Origin of the sequence: Streptomyces sp. NPDC051909, assembly GCF_040681095.1 — a bacterium.
GTDB lineage: Bacteria > Actinomycetota > Actinomycetes > Streptomycetales > Streptomycetaceae > Streptomyces.
Genome location: NZ_JBFAYA010000002.1, coordinates 337,425 through 355,442, shown reverse-complemented (window position 1 = coordinate 355,442; position 18,018 = coordinate 337,425). Strand labels below are relative to the sequence as shown.

Genomic DNA, 18,018 nt, shown 5'->3' with positions numbered 1-18,018 from the left:
ATCGCTTATCGAACGGGATGCGCGGGGGTTACGGGCGGGGCCCGCGTTCAGGGCGCGGTCGGCGGGCCGCCGTCGGGGAGGGCGTCGAAGACCCGCTGGAGCGCGGGCGGGCGGTCCTCGCCGTCGCGGGTGAGGACGAGCCGGTGGGCGTACGTGACGGCGTACTCGAAGCCGTCGGCGACCGGGCTGCCGGTGGGGCGGTCGGGGACCTTCGCGTACGCCGGGTCCTCCAGGGCGGCGCGGAGCGCGGCGACGTGGTCCGGGGTCATCCGGCCGGTGGTGGGCTCACCGGTGCCCCTGCGGAGGGTCCAGGAGCCGTCGTACCGGACGACCAGCTTGTTCCGGACGCCCGCGAAGCCGCCGCTCACGACGACCTCGACCAGGTCCTCCTGGGGCGCCGGATGCCCGTCCCGGGGCGCGGTGCTGCTCGTGCCCGGGGCGTCCGGGGGCGCCGCGGGCGCCTGGCCGCAGCCGGTGACCACGACGACCGCGGCGAGGACCGCCGCCGCTCCGTACCGCTTCGCGTACTCCATGGCCCGAGCATGCCCGCACTTCGGGGTCGGGCGCAGCCGGAACACGAACCGGAGCACGTGAAGGCGAGGCGTGGGCCGGTCAGGCGGTGCGGACGATGCCGGTGAGCGGGCCGCGGTGGTACCAGTCGAGGGAGTCGTAGAGCGCCATCCCGTCGGCGGTCGCCGACAGGACCCCGGTCTCGGCGCCGGCCTGCGCGGCGGCCGCCTCCAGGGTGCGCGTCACATTGGCGCCGAGCCCGCGCCGCCGGTGGGCCGGATCGGTCTCGATCTGGTCCGCCACGGCCGTCGCGCCGGTCGGCGCGATCTGGCCGCGGGCGGCCAGGGTGCCGTCGGGCGCGAGGATCCGCACCCGGATCACCCCGTCGCGGGTCTCGGTGGTGCGCGCGTAGCCCTCGGGCGGCGCGGGCCGGACCGAGGGGTCGAGCCGCCTGGTCATCATGAAGCCGGGGTCGTCGGGGACCGTCCAGCCCTCGGTGATCCAGGGCGCCACCTCCTCGGGCGTCGCCATCACCTTCAGCCAGGCGCCCGGCTCCGTGATCCCCGCGCACAGCTTTCCCACGGACACCGCGTCCGGGTGCGGCAGCACATGCCGGAAGACGTGCCCGGGCAGTCCCACGTCGATCCGGTAGCCCCAGGGTTCGACGACGGCGGGCGCGGTGCCCCGGGAGACGGTCCAGCCGGCCACCCAGGCCGATGTAATGGCTGCGATATCCATGAGGGCATTACATCGGCTGTTCACGGCCTGCGGGGGAGTGATCGCTCAGAGCGAACAAGGGGTGGGGAACATTCGGCGGCTCAGGTGCATTGAGTCCACATAGCTCAACTTGACTGCCGAAGGGGAGATCATGGCTGCTGAGTCCATGGCGTCCGCGCCGATCGCTCTGCCTGTGCTGCCGCTCGACGACGAGGTCGTGCTGCCCGGAATGGTGGTGCCGCTCGACCTGTCCGACAACGACGTGCGGGCCGCGGTCGAGGCCGCGCAGGCCGCCGCGCGCGGCGGCACCGGAAAGCCGCGGGTGCTGCTGGTGCCCCGGGTGGACGGCACGTACGCCGGGACCGGTGTGCTCGGCACCGTCGAGCAGGTCGGACGCCTGTCCGACGGCGACCCCGGCGCGCTGATCCGCGCCCGCGGCCGCGTCCGTATCGGCGCCGGGACCACCGGCCCGGGCGGCGCCCTGTGGGTCGAGGGCACCGTCGTCGAGGAGATCCTGCCCGAGCCCCTGCCCGGCTCCGTGACCGAACTGGTCAAGGAGTACAAGGCGCTGGCCACCAGCTGGCTGCGCAAGCGCGGCGCCTGGCAGGTCGTCGACCGCGTCCAGCAGATCGAGGGCGTCGGCGCCCTCGCCGACAACTCGGGCTACTCGCCCTTCCTCACCGTCGAGCAGAAGCTCGCGCTCCTGGAGACCGCCGACCCGGTCGCCCGCCTGAAGCTCGCCACCGCGCAGCTGCGCGAGCACCTGGCCGAGCAGGACGTCGCCGAGACCATCGCCAAGGACGTCCAGGAGGGCGTCGACAAGCAGCAGCGCGAGTTCCTGCTGCGGCGTCAGCTCGAAGCCGTCCGCAAGGAGCTGCGCGAGCTCAACGGCGAGAGCGAGGCGGACGAGGCCGACGACTACCGGGCCCGGGTCGAGGCCGCCGACCTGCCGGAGAAGGTCCGCGAGGCGGCCCTCAAGGAGGTCGAGAAGCTGGAGCGGTCCAGCGACCAGTCCCCGGAGGGCTCCTGGATCCGCACCTGGCTCGACACGGTGCTCGAACTGCCGTGGAGCGAGCGGACCGAGGACCGGTACGACATCCAGGGCGCCAAGGCGGTCCTGGACGCCGAGCACGCCGGCCTGGAGGACGTGAAGGAGCGCATCACCGAGTACCTGGCCGTCCGCAAGCGCCGGGCCGAGCGCGGCCTCGGCGTGGTCGGCGGCCGGCGCGGCGGCGCCGTGCTCGCGCTCGTCGGCCCGCCCGGCGTCGGCAAGACCTCGCTCGGCGAGTCCGTCGCGCACGCCATGGGCCGCAAGTTCGTCCGGGTCGCCCTCGGCGGCGTCCGGGACGAGGCGGAGATCCGCGGCCACCGGCGCACCTACGTGGGCGCGCTGCCCGGCCGCATCGTCCGGGCGATCAAGGAGGCCGGGTCGATGAACCCGGTGGTCCTGCTCGACGAGATCGACAAGGTCGGCTCCGACTACCGGGGCGACCCGGCGGCGGCGCTGCTCGAAGTCCTCGACCCGGCGCAGAACCACACCTTCCGCGACCACTACCTGGAGGTCGAACTCGACCTGAGCGACGTGGTCTTCCTCGCCACGGCGAACGTCCTGGAGGCCATCCCGGAGGCCCTGCTCGACCGCATGGAGCTGGTCCGCCTCGACGGCTACACCGAGGACGAGAAGGTCGTCATCGCCCGTGACCACCTGCTGCCCCGGCAGCTGGAGCGGGCCGGCCTGGCCGAGGGCGAGATCGTCCTGGAGGAGTCGGCGCTGCGCAAGCTGGCCGGCGAGTACACCCGGGAGGCGGGCGTCCGCACCCTGGAGCGCTCGATCGCCCGGCTGCTGCGGAAGGTGGCCGCCCAGCACGAACTGGGCGAGCGCGAGCTGCCGGCCACCCTCGGCGAGGGCGACCTGCGCGGCCTGATCGGGCGGCCCCACCACGTGCCCGAGTCCGCCCAGGACCCGGCCGAGCGCCGTACCTCGGTGCCCGGCGTGGCCACCGGCCTCGCCGTCACCGGCGCCGGCGGCGACGTGCTCTTCGTCGAGGCCTCGCTGGCCGACCCGGAGACCGGCGCGGCCGGACTGACCCTCACCGGTCAGCTGGGCGACGTGATGAAGGAGTCCGCGCAGATCGCGCTCTCCTTCCTCCGTTCGCACGGCGCGGAGCTGGAGCTGCCCGTCACCGGTCTCAAGGACCGCGGCGTGCACATCCACTTCCCGGCGGGCGCGGTCCCGAAGGACGGCCCCAGCGCGGGCATCACGATGACCACAGCCCTCGCCTCGCTGCTCAGCGGCCGGCTGGTCCGCACGGACGTCGCGATGACCGGCGAGGTCTCCCTCACCGGCCGGGTCCTCCCGATCGGCGGCCTGAAGCAGAAGCTCCTCGCCGCCCACCGCGCGGGCATCACGACCGTCGTGATCCCCAAGCGCAACGAGGCCGACCTCGACGACGTCCCCGCCGAGTTCCTCCAGAAGCTGGAGGTCCACCCGGTCACGGACGTCCGCCAGGTCCTGGAGATCGCCCTGACCCCGGCGGAGGTCGCGGTGAGCGCGGCGGCGTGACGGACGGCGGTGTGCGGTGGGCGCCCCTCGCCGAGGGGCGCCCACCGGCCGTCTCACGCGGGGACGGTACGGCGCACGGCGTCGGCGACGACCGAGGCCAGGTCCGCGTCGCCACCGTGCGCGGCCCGCTGAAGGTCGGCGCCGGTGCCCCGGGCGAGCAGCAGTTCGGTGCCGCGCACGGCCCGGTCCAGGTCGCCGGTGGCCCGCAGGGCCGGGGCGACATGGCCGACCAGGGCCTCCAGGACGGCGCCCGCCGGGGCCGGCTGCCAGGTCAGCGGGTGCAGCAGCGCGCCCCGTAGCCCGTATCTGCTGGCTCGCCAGGACGCCAGGCGCAGCACGGCGGTCGGGACGGGATCGGGCTCCCGGCCCGCCCGCCAGGACCGGGCCTCCGTCTCCACCAGGGCGCGGACGAGGACGGCGAGGAGCACACCGTCCTCGACGTGCTGGCAGACGTCGCCGACCCGCACCTCCACCGTCGGGTATCGACGGGACAGCCGGGCGTCGAAGTAGACCATGTGCTCGTCGAGGAGCACCTCGCTCGCCACCATGGCCCGCGTGGTCTCCTCGTACGTCTCGACGTCGCCGTACAGCTCGCTCGGCCCGCTCATCGGCCAGCGCGACCACAGCTGGTGGCGCCAGCTCGCGTAACCGGTGTCCCGGCCCTGCCAGAACGGCGAGTTGGCACTCAGCGCGAGGAGCGGCGCGAGCCAGGGCCGGAGCCGGTCGAGGACCGCGACGCCCTCCTCCGCGGAGGCGAGATGGACGTGGACGTGACAGGCGCAGGTGAGCTTGTCGTCGACGAGCCGGGCGAACCGGTCCTCGATGCGCCGGTAGCGGTCGGCCGGATTGAGCAGCGGGTCGAACCGCACCGGCGCGGTCGCGAGCGCCGCCACGGCCGCCCCCGCCTCCTTGGCGGCGGCCGCGACGGCGCCTCTTGCCTGCCGCAGCAGCTCGTCGAGCTCGGCCGAGGTCACGCAAGGGCGGGTGGCGATCTCCACCATCTCGCAGAACAACTCGCGCTGCACCGGCTCGACCCGTTCCGCCGGCCGCAGGACATCGGCGTGCCATGCGGCGATCTCGGTGACGGTGCCGGAGAGCGGCCGGGGAATCCCGTTCTCGGGATCGACGAGGAGCAGCTCCTCCTCCACCCCGAACGTGCGCGGCCCTTCCCCACGGTGATAGACCCACCGCTGCTGCTTCCGCATGGAGCGCTCTCCTTCGCGGTCGGACGACGTGCGCTGACGGCCGTTCGAACGGAGCTCTCCTGAAGCCTGTCCACGGAAGCACTCACTCCCACCCGTCCTGGTACGGATGGCGCGAAATCGACACGAGAAGGTACGTCGGAGGGCACGAGGGCGACAGCAGCGCCCTGGGCGGCAGGTGAGCGTTCACCCCGGTGCGGGGAGCTCGCCGTGGACCGTCAGGCGGTGTGCGGGTCCGTGGAGACCAGCCACCGCCAGCGTCGGCGTTCTGTGACGAGGGTGGCGGCGGCGAGGAGCGACACAAGGGCTGCCGCGTAGACGGGCCACGCCAACCATGCGGAGATCACGGCGGCGGCGAGCTGGAGGAGCACGAGCAGGATCGTGACCGTCCCCGGAACCGGGATGATCACCTGCCTCTTGTCTCCCGGGGTGGAGAAGACGGTCGGAAGGCCGATCAATACCACCACCGCCAAGACGGCGAGCAGCCACGAGTACGTGGACAAGGCCCACGGGGTGGCCACCCAGGCGACAAGTTCCGTGGCGAAGCGCAGGGTTGATGCGAAGCGGTCGTCCGGTCGTTCCACGTTCGTCCCCCAAGAGCTGTGTCGACCATCAGCGGACGATCTTACGAGGCGCAAGCGACCGTGGCGCGGCTGGCCCGTTCGGGGGAATCTTCGGGTTCGGTGACTGCGGGTGAGGGGGGATCCGTACAGTCGGTAGCGGCTACGGGGGTGGCAACTACGCTGCGGGTTTGGGGAGTTAAACCATGGCCAAGGCCAAACGGCAGGAAGCGTGGGAGTTCTTCGGCGAGCTGCTGAAGGAGCACCGGGAGGCGGCGGGGCTCACGCAGAGCGAGTTGGGTGCGCGGGTGTTCGTCTCCGGGGCGTACATCGGGCTGTTCGAGCAGGGGGTCCGGAAGCCGCAACTGGAGCTGGCGAAGATGTTCGACGAGGTGCTGAAGACGGGGCACCTCTTCGAGAAGACCTGGCGGAGACTGATCAACAAGTCGCCGTACGCGTCGTACTTTCAGGCGGCGGCCGAGCTGGAGGCCGCGGCGACGAAGATCTGCGACTTCGAGTCCACCACCATCCCCGGCCTGCTCCAGACGCCCGCCTATGCGTGGGCCGTTACGCTCGCAAGCAACCCTCTGGCCACCGACGAGTACATCGAGGACACGGTCCAGGGTCGGATGGACAGGAACGCGATCCTCAAGGACGCGACACGGCCGGTGTATTGGGCGATCCTGCATGAGGCGGCGCTACGCATTCCGGTGGGCGGCCCCGCAGTCATGGCCGAGCAGCTGGACCAGCTTGTGGCGGCCGCACGCGAGCGCAAGGTGCTGATCCAGGTGCTGCCGTTCGCTGCGGGCGCGTACCCCCAGATGGGGAAGCCGCTCAGGCTCATGGAGTTCGAGGATCAGCCGCCAACGGCCTATACCGAGGCGGTGTATTCGGGCAATCTGCTCGACGATCCGGCGGTGGTGAAGCGCGCGCAAGCGACCTACGATCTGCTCAGGAGCGCCGCGCTGTCGCCGGAGGCGTCCCTGGCCCTGATCGAATCGGCGGCGGAGGACTACAGACGATGCGCGCCTACGACCTGACCCACGCCCACTGGTTCAAGAGCTCCTACAGCGACGGTCACGGCGGCGATTGCGTCGAGGTCTCGTACGACTTCGCGGACGCCGGCTGGCGCAAGAGCAGCTACAGCGACGGCGACGGCGGAAATTGCGTCGAGGTCCGGGACGACGTTCCCGGTGTCGTCCCGGTCCGCGACAGCAAGGTTCCCGCCGGGCCGGTGCTCGTGGTCGCCGCCCCGGCCTGGGCGTCCTTCATCGCCGGCCTGAAGGCCTGACGGTCAGCCCTCGTTACGGCGCCGCGCGACGAGCACGCTGCCCGCTCCGAAGGCGGCCAGCGCGCCGGCGCCCGCCAGGGCGAGGGGGAGCGGGGAGCCGGAGGTCTCGGCGGTGTCCGTGGCGAGGGCCGGGGGCTGTTCGTCGCCGCCGTGGCCCGCGTGGCTGACCGTGGACAGCTGCGCGCCCGCCATGAGTTCCGCCTCGGTCGGGGCCTCGGCCGTGGCCGCCGCGGTCCCGCCGAAGGTCACGTCCGAGCAGCTGTAGAAGGCCTCGGGGCTGTCGTTGCGCTGCCAGATCATGTAGACGATGTGACGGCCGGTCCGGGAGGGCAGGGTGCCGTCGAAGGCGTAGTAGCCGTCGGTCGAGGTGCGGGTGGTGTTGTGGACGGCGACCGGGGCGCTGTCGAGGTCCGACCACTTCAGCGGCTGCGTCGGGTCGAAGCCCTGCTTGGTGATGTACATCGTCATCGTGCCGGAGTGCGGGGCGGTGACCCGGATCTTGAAGCCGAAGGCGCCGGAGTTCACGGCCGTGGCCGGCCAGTCGGTGCGGGCCCAGTCGAGCGCGCGGTACTTGTCGCGGTTGGCCGAGCAGAGCTTGCCGTCCGGGATCAGCGCCTGGTGGTTGCCGTCGGCGTTGGCGATGTTGACCTCGTTCCAGTCGTAGAGCGGCTGGGTGCCGGAGTCGGCGACGAGGTCCTTGCACACTTGGGAGTCGGGGGACTCCGGCCCCTCGGCGTAACAGGCGGCGATCCGGCTGACCGGGTTGAACACGGCGCCGTGGGCCTGCGCGGCGGTCGGGGTGAGGGAGACGAGCGCGGCGGCGGAGACCGCGGCGAGGGCGGCGGTGGTGCGGCGAGGGGACGGCATGCGGGGGCTCTCTCTCGTACGTGGGGGAGGACGGGACGAGCAACACACGTGTGGCGTATGGGAGTTGCGGCCTCCCGTGGCGCCGCCAAGAGGGTCGCATTGGTCCATACCAATAGGCAAGGGGAGTGGCCCGGGCAACGCGCGGCGGCGGGGCCTCGGGCGTGCCGCTCGCCCGGAACCCCGCCGCCGTACCGTTCCGTCAGCCGTTCGCGAGCGCCTGCACCCGCGAGAGGTCGCCGTTGAAGTGGTTGTGGTCGCCGACCGTCGGGCCGGTCGAGGTGTACTGCCACATCGTGTAGTAGCTCCAGCCGGCCGGCAGGGTGCCGACCGTGGAGGAGTACCGCGCGATCCACAGCGGGTTGGTGGTGGCGAAGCCGCCGTAGTTGCCGGTGCACTGGGTCCACCAGCTGGTGGCGGTGTAGATCACCGGGTCGCGGCCGGTCCGGTACTTGTAGCGGTTCACGAAGTCGCGGATCCAGGCGACCATCCCCGACTGTGTCTTGCCGTAGCAGGTCGCGCCGTACGGGTTCCACTCGATGTCCAGCGCCCCCGGCAGCGTCTTGCCGTCCTTCGACCAGCCGCCGCCGTTGTTCACGAAGTAGTCGGCCTGCGCCGCGCCCGTCGTGGTGTCCGGCGTGGCGAAGTGGTACGAGCCGCGGATCATGCCCACGTTGTACGAGCCGTTGTACTGCTGCGTGAAGTAGGTGTTCTTGTAGTACGTGCCTTCCGTCGCCTTGACGTAGGCCCACTTCACCCCGCTGTTCCACAGCGTCGACCAGGCGACGTTCCCCTGGTGGCTGGAGACGTCCACGCCCTCGGTCTGCACGGCCTGGATCGAGATGCCGCCCGGCTGTGCGCCCTGGCCGTCATGGGCGATCACGCCCATGCCCATGTAGGCGGAGCCGCGGGCGGGGACCTGCTTGGCGGTCTTGGTGTCGGGGTCCGGCGCGGCGCTCGCGGGGCCGGAGAGGGCGAGGGGGAGGGCGAGGGCCAGGGCCGCGAGAGCGGCGCCGGCGAGAGTCGTTCCGGATCTGTGCACACGCATCGCGTGCCTCCGAGGGGCTCGGCGGGGGAACCAGGACGGGGAACCAGGACAGAGCTGCCCGCGTCAAAGCTGGCGCGGACATGTCATGCAGTGTCGCCGGGGACGACGCTACGCACGTAGACCCGCCGGACGGAAGAGGGCCCGGCGGCTGCCGTTGGTCTACGCCTGCGAAATACTGAAAGAGCTGCGGCGATGGCCGCCGTGGCTGTGAAACTTTCAGCGAGCGGAAAGCGCGCGAGGGGTGCTGACGTGCACGTAAGCGGTACGGGGAGTGAATCCGGACCCAAGAGCGGGAGTGGTGTGGACCAGGAATTCCTCGCCCTGGAACGCGAACTGGCGGTCTTTCTGCGCCGCGCCCGCGCCCAGTCCGGCGAGATGGCCCGCGAGGTCCACCCCGAACTGGAGCCCGCGGCCTACGGGCTCTTCGTCCGGCTCGACGAGGCCGGACCGCAGCGCGCCACCGACCTGGCGGGGTACTTCGGCGTCGGCAAGGCCACGATGAGCCGTCAGCTGCGGGCCCTGGAGGACCTCGGCCTGGTCGCCCGCGACCCCGACCCCGCCGACGGACGCGCCTCCCTGGTCCGGCTCACCGAGGAGGGCCAGGGCCGCTTCCGCCACGTCCGGGACGCGCGCCGCGAGCGGTACGTCCGCAAGCTCGCCGACTGGGACCGCGCGGAGGTCGCGGAACTGGCCCGGCTCCTCCGCCACTTCAACGTCCGCTCGGCGGAGGGCTGAATCCGCGCGGCGCTCAGAGCTCCACATACACGGCGGTCGCGTCGTCGTGGAGCTTCCAGCGGTGTGTGCCGCCGGCTGCCGCGTCCGCCGTCTCCAGGGCCCGGACCCGGTGCAGCAGGGCGTGCGGGCCCTCCTTGTCGAGGATCGCGAAGAGGTCCGTCCAGTCGCCGGCCCGGAACAGCTCCACCCAGCGGGTCGCGCCGTCGCTGAGCGCCGCCACCGCCCGTACCGCCGCACGCGGGCTCGTCCCGGTCACCGCGTGGGCGGCGACGGACGGGTCCGCGGCGGCCGTGAAGAAGCCGCCCTCCGCGTTGCGCAGCCGGTCCGTGGCCGCCAGGGAGCGCCGCACCTCGGCCGGCACCCGGTCGAGCCGGTCGTCGAGCACCGCCCGCACCGTGCCGTCCGGGGCCGCGAGGAGCAGCGCCGCGTCGGACAGCACCAGATGCTCCACGGTCTCCTCGTCCCAGCGCGCCATGGCCACCGTCGCCTGCGGAGTTCGGACGTGAGAAAGGTCACAGGTGTTCCGGTGGGCGTCCGCGGTGCGTCGGATTGCCAAGGCGAGGATCCCGGACAGCGTCAGATCGCGCCGCGAAGCGGACAGTTCCGTCAAAGCGCCGCCGAGCCGGGCCGTGAACCAGGGCACCCCGTGCACACAACCGTCCTCGCCCGCCGGGGGTGTCACCCCGTCCAGGACCACGATCGTCCCGCCCGCCCCCGCGGCGGGCAGAGCTGCGGCCGCCCAGTCCTCATTGGGGCGTTCGGGGCTGCCGGGGAGGGTCACCGCTTCCGTGCGCATGATCCACAGTCTGCCCCGCGGACCACCCGCCCGCATCACTCCTTCACACCGCCTCCAGACGCCCGAAAATGGCCTGTACCAAAGGCGCCTGACGGGGGTGGAGACACGGAAGTGAAGGCTCCGGGAAGCTGCGGGCGGGCATCCTGCCAAAGCCCGCGCGGAAGATCCAACCGGCGGTAAGCCGGACACACCTGTACCCGCGGGTGCGAGTTGTTCGCCAACTCAGGAGTGTTGTTCACTCGTTCGGGTGGCGGAGCGGCCGATGCCAGACCCCTGACCAGAACCGCTGAAATGGTCGGAAGACACACCAGGGGTGGGGGCTCTTACATGTGACCGGTCGTCACCTCTGCTTCATGGGCGGACGAGTCAAGAATGCGAGCACCGGTGCAGAAGAAGCGGCCTCGGAGCAACAACGGCACGCGGAGCCAGACCCCCGGTGACCCGCAGAATTCCGGGCTGCCCGCGACCCCCGCGGCCCCCGGCGCGACGACCGGTCCCGGCGCCACGGCCGGTCCCGGTGCCACGGCCGGTCCCGGTGTCGCAACCCCCGCCGGCCGCGCCAAGCGCGTCCGCAGCCGGCTCTTCGCCGGAGTCGCCCTGGTCGGCGTCACCGTGCTCGCCGCCGGCGCCCCCATGGTCCTCACCGCCTCCGCCGACCTCGACGAGTCGGTCGACCTGGTCGCCCTCGCCGAACTCGACCGCCAGGCCGTCACCCTCGCCCACTCGCTCTCCGACGAGCGCGACGAGGTCGTCGCCTACGTCGCCGCGGGCCGCGACGAGCAGAGCGGCAGCGCCAAGGACAAGCGCCGGATCACCGACGCCCGCTCCGCCCGGGTCGACCGCCAGATCGACGAGATCCGCGCCGCCGCCCCCGCCGAACTCCGCCGCGACCTGGCCGGTCTGCCCTCCATCCGGCGCGCCGCGCTCACCGGCAAGGGCACCGCCCTGGAGGCCCACAAGGCCTACACCGACGTCATCGGCAAGCTCCAGGCCCTCGCCGACGCGCTCGCCGAGCGCACCCCGGCCCGCGCCGCCGAGGCCCTGCGCGCCCCCGCCGCCCTCGGCCGCGCCACCGAGCAGGCCTCCGCCGAGCGCGGACTGCTGCTCGCCGCGCTCGCCGTCCCGCGTCCCGACTCCAGCGGCACCACCCACTACGACCCGCTCAGCGGCACCTACGTCACGGACAGGCCCGAGGGCGCGGAGGAGGCCGACCGCACCCGTAACGCCCTCACCGCCGCCGCCCAGCAGGCCCGGGTCCGGGAACTCGCCGCCCTCGCCGACTTCGACCAGGCCGCCACCGCCCCGGCCCGCGACTCCCTCGCCGCCACCGTCACCGGCCCCGACGTCAAGAGCGCCGAGCGCCAGCTCGCCAGGCTCACCGACCGGCCCGAGCTCTCCGACTCCGAGCTCGACACCGACCCGGTCAAGCTGGACGCCGCGCTCTCCGCCCGCATCGAGCAGATGCGCGGCGTCGAGTCCACCCTCGCCACCCAGCGCGCGGAGCGCCTCTCCGCGCTCCGCGCCGACGACATCACCGCCCTCGAAGTCCGTATCGCCTACCTGGGCGGCTGTCTGCTCGTCGCCGTCGGCATCGCCACCTGGGTCGCCCGCTCCATGACCCGGCCGCTCGCCGTGCTCCGGATCGGCGCCGCCCGGCTCGCCGGCTCCGGCGAGCCCGAGCGCGAGGAGCCGATCCGCTTCACCGGGCGCAACGACGAGTTCGCCCAGGTCGTACGGTCCCTCAACACCCTCCAGGGCCGGCTCGCCGAGCTCTCCGCCCGGGTCGGGCGGCTCGACGGCGAGCGCGCCGAACTGGCCGCCGCCCGCGAGGCCGTCGCCGCCGAGCTGGCCGCCCAGCGCGCCGAGCTCCAGGGCCAGAACGCGCTGCTCACCGCCGAACTGGAGCGGCTGCGCGGCACCGTCCAGCACACCTTCGTCAACCTCTCGCTGCGCAGCCTCGGTCTGGTCGAGCGCCAGCTCGGGGTCATCGAGAAGCTGGAGGAGCGCGAGCAGGACCCGGACCGGCTCGCCACCCTCTTCAAGCTCGACCACATGGCGACCGTCATGCGCCGCCACAGCGAGAACCTCCTGGTCCTCGCCGGCCACGAGCACCACCACGGCCACCCCGGCCCGGTGCCGCTGGTCGACGTGCTGCGCGCCGCCGTCAGCGAGATCGAGCGCTACGAGCGGGTCAGCATCCAGTCGCTGCCGCCGCACGCCCAGGTGGCCGGCTTCGCCGCGGACGACCTCAGCCATCTGATCGCCGAACTCCTGGAGAACGCCACCTCGTTCTCGCCGCCCGACACCCAGGTCCAGCTGTCCGGCTGGCTCCTGGAGTCCGGCGAGGTCATGCTCTCCGTCCAGGACGGCGGCATCGGCATCTCCGCCGCCCGGACCGCCGAGCTCAACGCGCGGCTCGCCGACCCCGGCGACCCGGCCGGCACCGGCGCGGACGGCGAGGGCCTGGGCATCCGGGTCACCGCGCTGCTCGCCGAGCGCCACGGCGTACGGGTCGAGCTGCGCGAGCACACCCAGGGCGGCACCACCGCCGTCGTGGTCCTCCCGCTGCCGCTGCTGCCCTCCGCCCCGCCGGCCACCGTCCCGCCGACCGTCACGCTCGCGGCGGGCGGCCAGGTGCCCGTACTGACCCTGCCGGGCTCGGTCGCCGAGGCGAACTCCAACACCCTGCCCTCGCACCGCGACCCGCTGGTCGAGGCGGCGGAGCGGGCCATCGCGCAGGCGGAGTCGGAGCCGCCGCTTCCGGAGCCCGCGCCCGCGCAGGAGCCCCCGCTCATGCAGGAGCCCGCGCCCGCGCAGGCGCCGGTGCGCCAAGAGCCGGTGTTCCAGGAGCCCGTACCGGCTCCCGAGCCCGCGCCCGCGCCCGTACAGACCCCCGGTCTCGGCGAGTCCGTGTCCGAGACCACGCTCCAGGTGCGCCTGCCCGACCCGCCGGCCGAGCCCGACGCGCACGAGCGCGTCACCGAGGAGCCCGAGGCCGACCACGTGTCCGGCCCGCGCTCCGGGCAGTGGGAGCGGGTCACCGACAAGGGACTGCCCAAGCGCACCCCGCGGATAGTGCGGCAGGCCGGTGCCGGTGCCCCCACCGCGCCGATACGGCGCGGCGGCGTGGACGCCGAGGCGCTGCGCAGGCGCCTGGGCGGCTTCCAGCGAGGAGCCGAGAACGGCCGCCGCGACGTCGCGGCCGAGATCCGCGCCGCTGACTCCGCACGTACCGAGGAGAAGACGGGGGACACAGTCGAGGAGGCACGCAGTTGACTGCGACCGGAACATTCGGACTGAGCAGCGAGGCCCGCAACCTGCAGTGGCTGCTGGGCAACCTGGTCGAGGAGGTGCCCGGCGTCCGCTCCGTCGCCGTGGTCTCCTCCGACGGCCTGCTCCTGCTCTCGTCGGACCCGGACGTCCCGGCCGGGGCGCCCGCGGCCGCCGACCGGGCCGACCAGGCCTACGGGCCGCGCGGCTCCAGCGCCGACCTCGCCACCATCGTCTCGGGCATCGGCAGCCTCACCATCGGCGCCGCCCGGCTGATGGACGGCGGCGGGGTCAAGCAGACCATGGTCGCGATGGAGGAAGGCAGCGTCTTCGTGATGTCGATCAGCGACGGCTCGCTGCTCGGCGTGCACGCCACGCCCGACTGCGACATGAGCGTCATCGCGTACCACATGGCGCTCTTCGTGGGCCGCGCCGGGCACGTCCTCACCCCCGAGCTGCGCAGCGAACTGGCCAAGTCCGCCCAGGGCATGGAGAGCGCACAGTGACCGCCGCGTCCCACATCCACCGGCTGCCGATACGCGGGGAGGGGCGGCGCCCCTCCCGGGTCCGTCCCTACTCGCTCACCGGCGGCCGTACCCGCTTCGGCCACGTCCTCCTCGTGGAGACCTTCGTGGCCGCCCTGGAGGCCTCGCCGGGGAGGAAGGCCCTCACGGACGGCGGCAGGGCCGCGCGCGGTCTGATGCCGGAGATGCGGGCCATCGTCGAGATCTGCCGCCGGATGCGGACGGTGGCGGAGATATCGGCGCTTCTGAAGATGCCGTTGGGTGTCGTCCGGGTGCTGCTCAGCGACCTGGCCGACCAGGGAAAGATCCGTGTGTACGGGACCGGTCACGGCACCGGCCAGCCCGACCGCGCGCTGCTCGAAAGGGTGCTGAGTGGACTCCGCCGTCTCTGAGGCGACTTCCGTCTCCGACGAAACCGAAGCGCCGGTGCTCACCGGCATCCCCGCCCAGCCCACGGCGGCCGAGCCCGAACCCGTGGCCGAAGCGGAACCCGCGGCCGAGCCCGATCCCGAAGAGGGCGCCCGGGACTGGCAGCTCGACCACACCCGCGCCCCGATCGCGACCAAGGTCGTCGTCGCGGGCGGCTTCGGCGTCGGCAAGACCACCTTCGTCCGCGCGGTCTCGGAGATCACCCCGCTCCAGACCGAGGCGCTGATGACGCGGGCGAGCGAGGAGACCGACGACCTCACCGCCACGCCGGACAAGCTGACCACGACCGTCGCGATGGACTTCGGGCGGATCACCCTCGACGACGACCTGGTGCTGTACGTCTTCGGCACGCCCGGGCAGCAGCGCTTCTGGTTCATGTGGGACGACCTGGTGCGCGGCGCGATCGGCGCGATCGTCATGGCCGACACGCGACGCCTCACCGACTGCTTCCCGGCGCTCGACTACTTCGAGAGCTGCGGACTGCCCTACATCGTCGCCGTCAACCACTTCGAGGGCACCGAGCGCTTCGAGATCCCGGACGTCCGGGACGCGCTGACCATCGCCGAGCACGTACCGGTCCTGATCATGGACGCGCGCAAGCGGTACAGCGTGGTGGAGACGCTGCTCGCGATGGTCGAGCACGCCCTCGAAGCCACCCCCGAATAGCCCGCCCTCAGCACACCCCAAGGTCGTTCATGCGGAAGATACTCATCGTCGGGGCCGGTCAGTCCGGTCTCCAGCTGGCCCTCGGACTGCAGTCGAAGGGCTACGAAGTCACCCTGATGTCCAACCGGACGGCGGACGAGATCCGTTCCGGGCGGGTCATGTCCACGCAGTGCATGTTCGACACCGCGCTCGGCCACGAGCGCGACCTGGGCCTCAACTTCTGGGAGTCCCAGGCCCCGCGCACCGAGGGCCTCGGCGTCTCCGTCGCCGGCCCCGCCGGCGAGCGCGTGATCGACTGGGTCGGAAGGCTCGACGGCTACGCGCAGTCCGTCGACCAGCGGGTCAAGATGGCCGGCTGGCTGGAGACCTTCGCCCAGCGCGGCGGCCAGCTGGTCATCCACGGCGCGGCCGTCGGCGACCTCGACTACTTCGCTCGCGGCTACGACCTGGTGCTCGTCGCCGCCGGCAAGGGTGAGCTGGTCTCCATGTTCGGCCGCGACGCCGAGCGTTCCCCGTACGCGGAGCCGCAGCGCGCGCTCGCCGTCGCGTACGTGCACGGGCTCGGCCCGCGCCCCGAGCACCCCGACTTCGACGCGGTGCGCTGCAACCTGGTGCCGGGCGTCGGCGAGCTGTTCGTGATGCCGACCTTCACCACCTCCGGCCGCGCCGACATCCTCTTCTGGGAGGGCATCCCGGGCGGCCCGGTCGACGCCTTCCGCGGCATCAAGGACCCGGCGGACCACCTGGCGCTCACCCTTGAGCTGATGGAGAAGTTCACGCCGTGGGAGTACGCGCGGGCCACGAAGGTCGAACTGACCGACGCGGGCGGCACGCTGGCGGGCCGATACGCCCCGACCGTGCGCAACCCGATCGGGCACCTGCCGGGCGGCGGTCTGGTGCTCGGCGTCGCCGACGTGGTCGTCGCCAACGACCCGATCACCGGCCAGGGCTCCAACTCGGCGGCCAAGTGCGCCGCCGCGTACCTCGACGCGATCGTCGCGCACGGCGACCGGCCCTTCGACGAGGCGTGGATGCAGGCCACGTTCGACCGCTACTGGGAGACCGCACAGCACGTCACCAAGTGGACCAACGCGATGCTCGGCGTCCCGCCGGAGCACGTCCTGAACCTGATCGGCGCGGCGGGGCAGCTGCAGCCGGTCGCCGACCGGTTCGCGAACGGCTTCGACAACCCGGCCGACTTCGAGAACTTCTTCTTCGAGCCGGAGAAGACGGCGGCCTATCTGGCGTCCGTGTCCGGGGCCTGAGCCGGGGGTTCGTCCGACAAGCCCTCGCCTGACAGGCCTTCGCCCGACAGGCCCTCGTCCGCGCCGTCCGTGGCTCCCGCCGGGAGCTCGGGCGGCGCGAACGTGTCCAGGGGTGAGGCCGCCGGGTCCGGGCGGACCGCGCCGAGCAGCGGGTTGGCGGCGATCGGCGAGACCTTGATCCGGGCACCGGGGCGCGGGGCGTGCACGACCATGCCGTCGCCGAGGTAGAGGGCGATGTGGGTGGCCTCGGGGAAGTAGACGACCAGGTCGCCGGGCCGCAGGTCGGTCAGGGCCACGTGCGGGAGGGTCTCCCACTGCTCCTGGCTGGTGCGGGGGATCTCCTGGCCGGCCGCCGCCCAGGCCGACTGGGTCAGGCCGGAGCAGTCGTACGTGTCGGGGCCCTCCGCGCCCCACTCGTACGGCTTGCCGATCTGCCCGACCGCGAAGCGCAGCGCCTCGGCGCCGGCCGCCGAGGGGGTGCGGGTGCCGTCGAGGGCGCCGGAGCCGAGCAGGGCGCTCTGGGCGCCGGCGGTCGCCTGCGTCTCCAGGGAGGCCAGCCGGCCGAGCTGCTCGGGGGAGAGGCCGGCGAGCAGCCGCTCGACCTCGCGGAGCTTCGCCTCGACCGTCTCCTTCTGCTTCTTCCGGCCGCCGAGCAGCGCCGTGCGGCGCTCCAGGGCGGTGCGGGAGGCGTGGGCCAGGGCGTCCGCCTTCTTCTCGGCGGTCTGCAGGCGGGTGACGGCGGCGGCCCGTTCGCGGGCGGCGCGGGCGAGCAGCCGGCGCTGGTCGAGGGCGTCGCCGGGGTCTGCGGAGAGCAGCAGTCCGAGGTACGGGGAGAGCTCGCCGCGGCTGCGGTACTGCTGGCGCGCGAGTCGCCCCACCTCGTCGCGGCCCTTCTGCAGGGCGGCCCGGGCGGCGGTCAGCTCGGCGCCGGTCCGGCGGGTGTCGGCGGTTTGCTTCTTCAGGGCCTCGTCGGCGGCGTTGTAGGCCTCGGTGGCACGCTCGGTCTCCTGGTAGAGGGTGCGGAGCCGGGTCAGGAGGCCGCCGACGGAGTCCGGGGGGTCGGTGGGGGCGGCCGCTCCGGCGACGGTGGTCGACAGGGCGAGGACCCCCGCGAGCCCTGCGAGTGCTCCCGTACGGACCGTGCGCAGCAGTCGTCCCGGCACGTCATCACCTCCAGGTGGATGATGACGTGTCGAATGGTGTGATTACCGGACCATCGGCACGGTGCTCGGCGCGCTCACTCGGACGGCGCAGTGGGTCCGGGCGTTGGCCCGTCCGCGGGCGCGTCCGCGGGCTTCGGTGACGGCTTCGTCCAGGGCCACCTCAGCTCGCGCCGCTCGCGCCCGCCCGGCGCGTACTCGTACACCCAGCCGCGCTGCAGCCCGAGCCGCCTGGTGTAGCCGGCCGGCTCGCGGCGGTACGCGTACACGGTGGCCGGGTGCCCGTCGTGGGCCGGGACCGGCACCTCGTACCACTTCGGGGGATGCCCGGTCGGTCCGACGAGCACGGGGAGGACCCGGCCGTCGAGGGGGCCGCCGCGGAAGGGGGTGTTCTCGCTCTTCACCCCACCAGTGTCCG

18 protein-coding genes are annotated in these 18,018 nt (G+C 72.9%); 9 read left to right on the top strand and 9 right to left on the bottom strand.

Translation table 11 applies throughout. The features are described 5' to 3' along the window. Positions 1–47: 47 nt before the first annotated feature. Entirely contained in the window at positions 48–533 is a 486-nt protein-coding gene (locus tag AB0M18_RS04585; RefSeq protein WP_365755321.1) for a hypothetical protein, read from the bottom strand. Positions 534–612: 79 nt separating this feature from the next. Further along, positions 613–1,248, bottom strand: coding sequence for a GNAT family N-acetyltransferase (locus tag AB0M18_RS04580; RefSeq protein WP_365755320.1), 636 nt, complete (start codon positions 1,246–1,248; stop codon positions 613–615). 130 nt (positions 1,249–1,378) lie between these two features. Between AB0M18_RS04580 and lon the strand changes: the two genes are divergently transcribed. After that, positions 1,379–3,790 (top strand): endopeptidase La, encoded by a 2,412-nt coding sequence (gene lon / locus AB0M18_RS04575; protein ID WP_365755318.1) that lies wholly within the window; start codon positions 1,379–1,381, stop codon positions 3,788–3,790. A 53-nt stretch (positions 3,791–3,843) separates the two neighbouring features. On the opposite strand, the gene AB0M18_RS04570 is transcribed toward lon, so the two are convergent. Together AB0M18_RS04570 and AB0M18_RS04565 are read right to left on the bottom strand one after the other, a co-directional pair. After that, complete coding sequence (locus AB0M18_RS04570; protein WP_365755317.1) at positions 3,844–4,995, bottom strand: glutamate--cysteine ligase; 1,152 nt, start codon at positions 4,993–4,995, stop codon at positions 3,844–3,846. A 215-nt stretch (positions 4,996–5,210) separates the two neighbouring features. Then, a complete protein-coding gene (locus AB0M18_RS04565) occupies positions 5,211–5,576 on the bottom strand; it encodes a hypothetical protein (protein WP_365755316.1) in 366 nt (121 codons plus the stop codon). A gap of 182 nt (positions 5,577–5,758) precedes the next feature. Here AB0M18_RS04565 and AB0M18_RS04560 point away from each other — a divergent pair, with 182 nt between their 5' ends. Both AB0M18_RS04560 and AB0M18_RS04555 read left to right on the top strand, forming a co-directional pair. Beyond that, positions 5,759–6,592, top strand: coding sequence for a helix-turn-helix transcriptional regulator (locus AB0M18_RS04560; protein ID WP_365755315.1), 834 nt, complete (start codon positions 5,759–5,761; stop codon positions 6,590–6,592). Then, entirely contained in the window at positions 6,574–6,843 is a 270-nt protein-coding gene (locus tag AB0M18_RS04555; protein WP_365755314.1) for a DUF397 domain-containing protein, read from the top strand. Before AB0M18_RS04560 ends, AB0M18_RS04555 begins: the two co-directional genes overlap by 19 nt. A gap of 3 nt (positions 6,844–6,846) precedes the next feature. Here AB0M18_RS04555 and AB0M18_RS04550 read toward each other — a convergent pair whose 3' ends face one another. Continuing rightward, the gene (locus tag AB0M18_RS04550; RefSeq protein WP_365755313.1) at positions 6,847–7,710 is read right to left on the bottom strand and encodes a lytic polysaccharide monooxygenase; all 864 of its coding nucleotides are present in this window, start codon (positions 7,708–7,710) and stop codon (positions 6,847–6,849) included. 199 nt (positions 7,711–7,909) lie between these two features. Then, positions 7,910–8,755 (bottom strand): lysozyme, encoded by an 846-nt coding sequence (locus tag AB0M18_RS04545; RefSeq protein ID WP_365755312.1) that lies wholly within the window; start codon positions 8,753–8,755, stop codon positions 7,910–7,912. A gap of 300 nt (positions 8,756–9,055) precedes the next feature. Here AB0M18_RS04545 and AB0M18_RS04540 point away from each other — a divergent pair, with 300 nt between their 5' ends. After that, positions 9,056–9,490, top strand: a complete 435-nt coding sequence (locus tag AB0M18_RS04540; RefSeq protein ID WP_365755311.1) for a MarR family transcriptional regulator — start codon at positions 9,056–9,058, stop codon at positions 9,488–9,490. Between the two features lie 13 nt (positions 9,491–9,503). Here AB0M18_RS04540 and AB0M18_RS04535 read toward each other — a convergent pair whose 3' ends face one another. Next, positions 9,504–10,286 (bottom strand): hypothetical protein, encoded by a 783-nt coding sequence (locus AB0M18_RS04535; protein ID WP_365755310.1) that lies wholly within the window; start codon positions 10,284–10,286, stop codon positions 9,504–9,506. Between the two features lie 372 nt (positions 10,287–10,658). Between AB0M18_RS04535 and AB0M18_RS04530 the strand changes: the two genes are divergently transcribed. From AB0M18_RS04530 to AB0M18_RS04510, 5 genes are all read left to right on the top strand, one after another. After that, positions 10,659–13,562 carry a nitrate- and nitrite sensing domain-containing protein gene (locus tag AB0M18_RS04530; RefSeq protein ID WP_365755309.1) on the top strand — a complete coding sequence of 968 codons (2,904 nt, stop codon included), beginning with the start codon at positions 10,659–10,661 and terminating at the stop codon, positions 13,560–13,562. Further along, positions 13,559–14,062: a roadblock/LC7 domain-containing protein gene (locus tag AB0M18_RS04525; protein ID WP_365755308.1), complete on the top strand. Its 504-nt coding sequence runs from the start codon at positions 13,559–13,561 to the stop codon at positions 14,060–14,062. Before AB0M18_RS04530 ends, AB0M18_RS04525 begins: the two co-directional genes overlap by 4 nt. Then, positions 14,059–14,472: a DUF742 domain-containing protein gene (locus AB0M18_RS04520; protein ID WP_365755307.1), complete on the top strand. Its 414-nt coding sequence runs from the start codon at positions 14,059–14,061 to the stop codon at positions 14,470–14,472. Before AB0M18_RS04525 ends, AB0M18_RS04520 begins: the two co-directional genes overlap by 4 nt. Before the next feature lie 82 nt (positions 14,473–14,554). Beyond that, positions 14,555–15,175, top strand: a complete 621-nt coding sequence (locus AB0M18_RS04515) for an ATP/GTP-binding protein (protein WP_365755491.1) — start codon at positions 14,555–14,557, stop codon at positions 15,173–15,175. A 29-nt stretch (positions 15,176–15,204) separates the two neighbouring features. Beyond that, positions 15,205–16,440, top strand: coding sequence for a styrene monooxygenase/indole monooxygenase family protein (locus AB0M18_RS04510; RefSeq protein ID WP_365755306.1), 1,236 nt, complete (start codon positions 15,205–15,207; stop codon positions 16,438–16,440). Here AB0M18_RS04510 and AB0M18_RS04505 read toward each other — a convergent pair. Both AB0M18_RS04505 and AB0M18_RS04500 read right to left on the bottom strand, forming a co-directional pair. Beyond that, positions 16,413–17,603, bottom strand: a complete 1,191-nt coding sequence (locus AB0M18_RS04505) for a C40 family peptidase (protein WP_365755305.1) — start codon at positions 17,601–17,603, stop codon at positions 16,413–16,415. The genes AB0M18_RS04510 and AB0M18_RS04505 overlap by 28 nt on opposite strands. A gap of 74 nt (positions 17,604–17,677) precedes the next feature. Then, positions 17,678–18,004, bottom strand: coding sequence for a hypothetical protein (locus tag AB0M18_RS04500; RefSeq protein WP_365755304.1), 327 nt, complete (start codon positions 18,002–18,004; stop codon positions 17,678–17,680). Between the last annotated feature and the right edge of the window lie 14 nt (positions 18,005–18,018).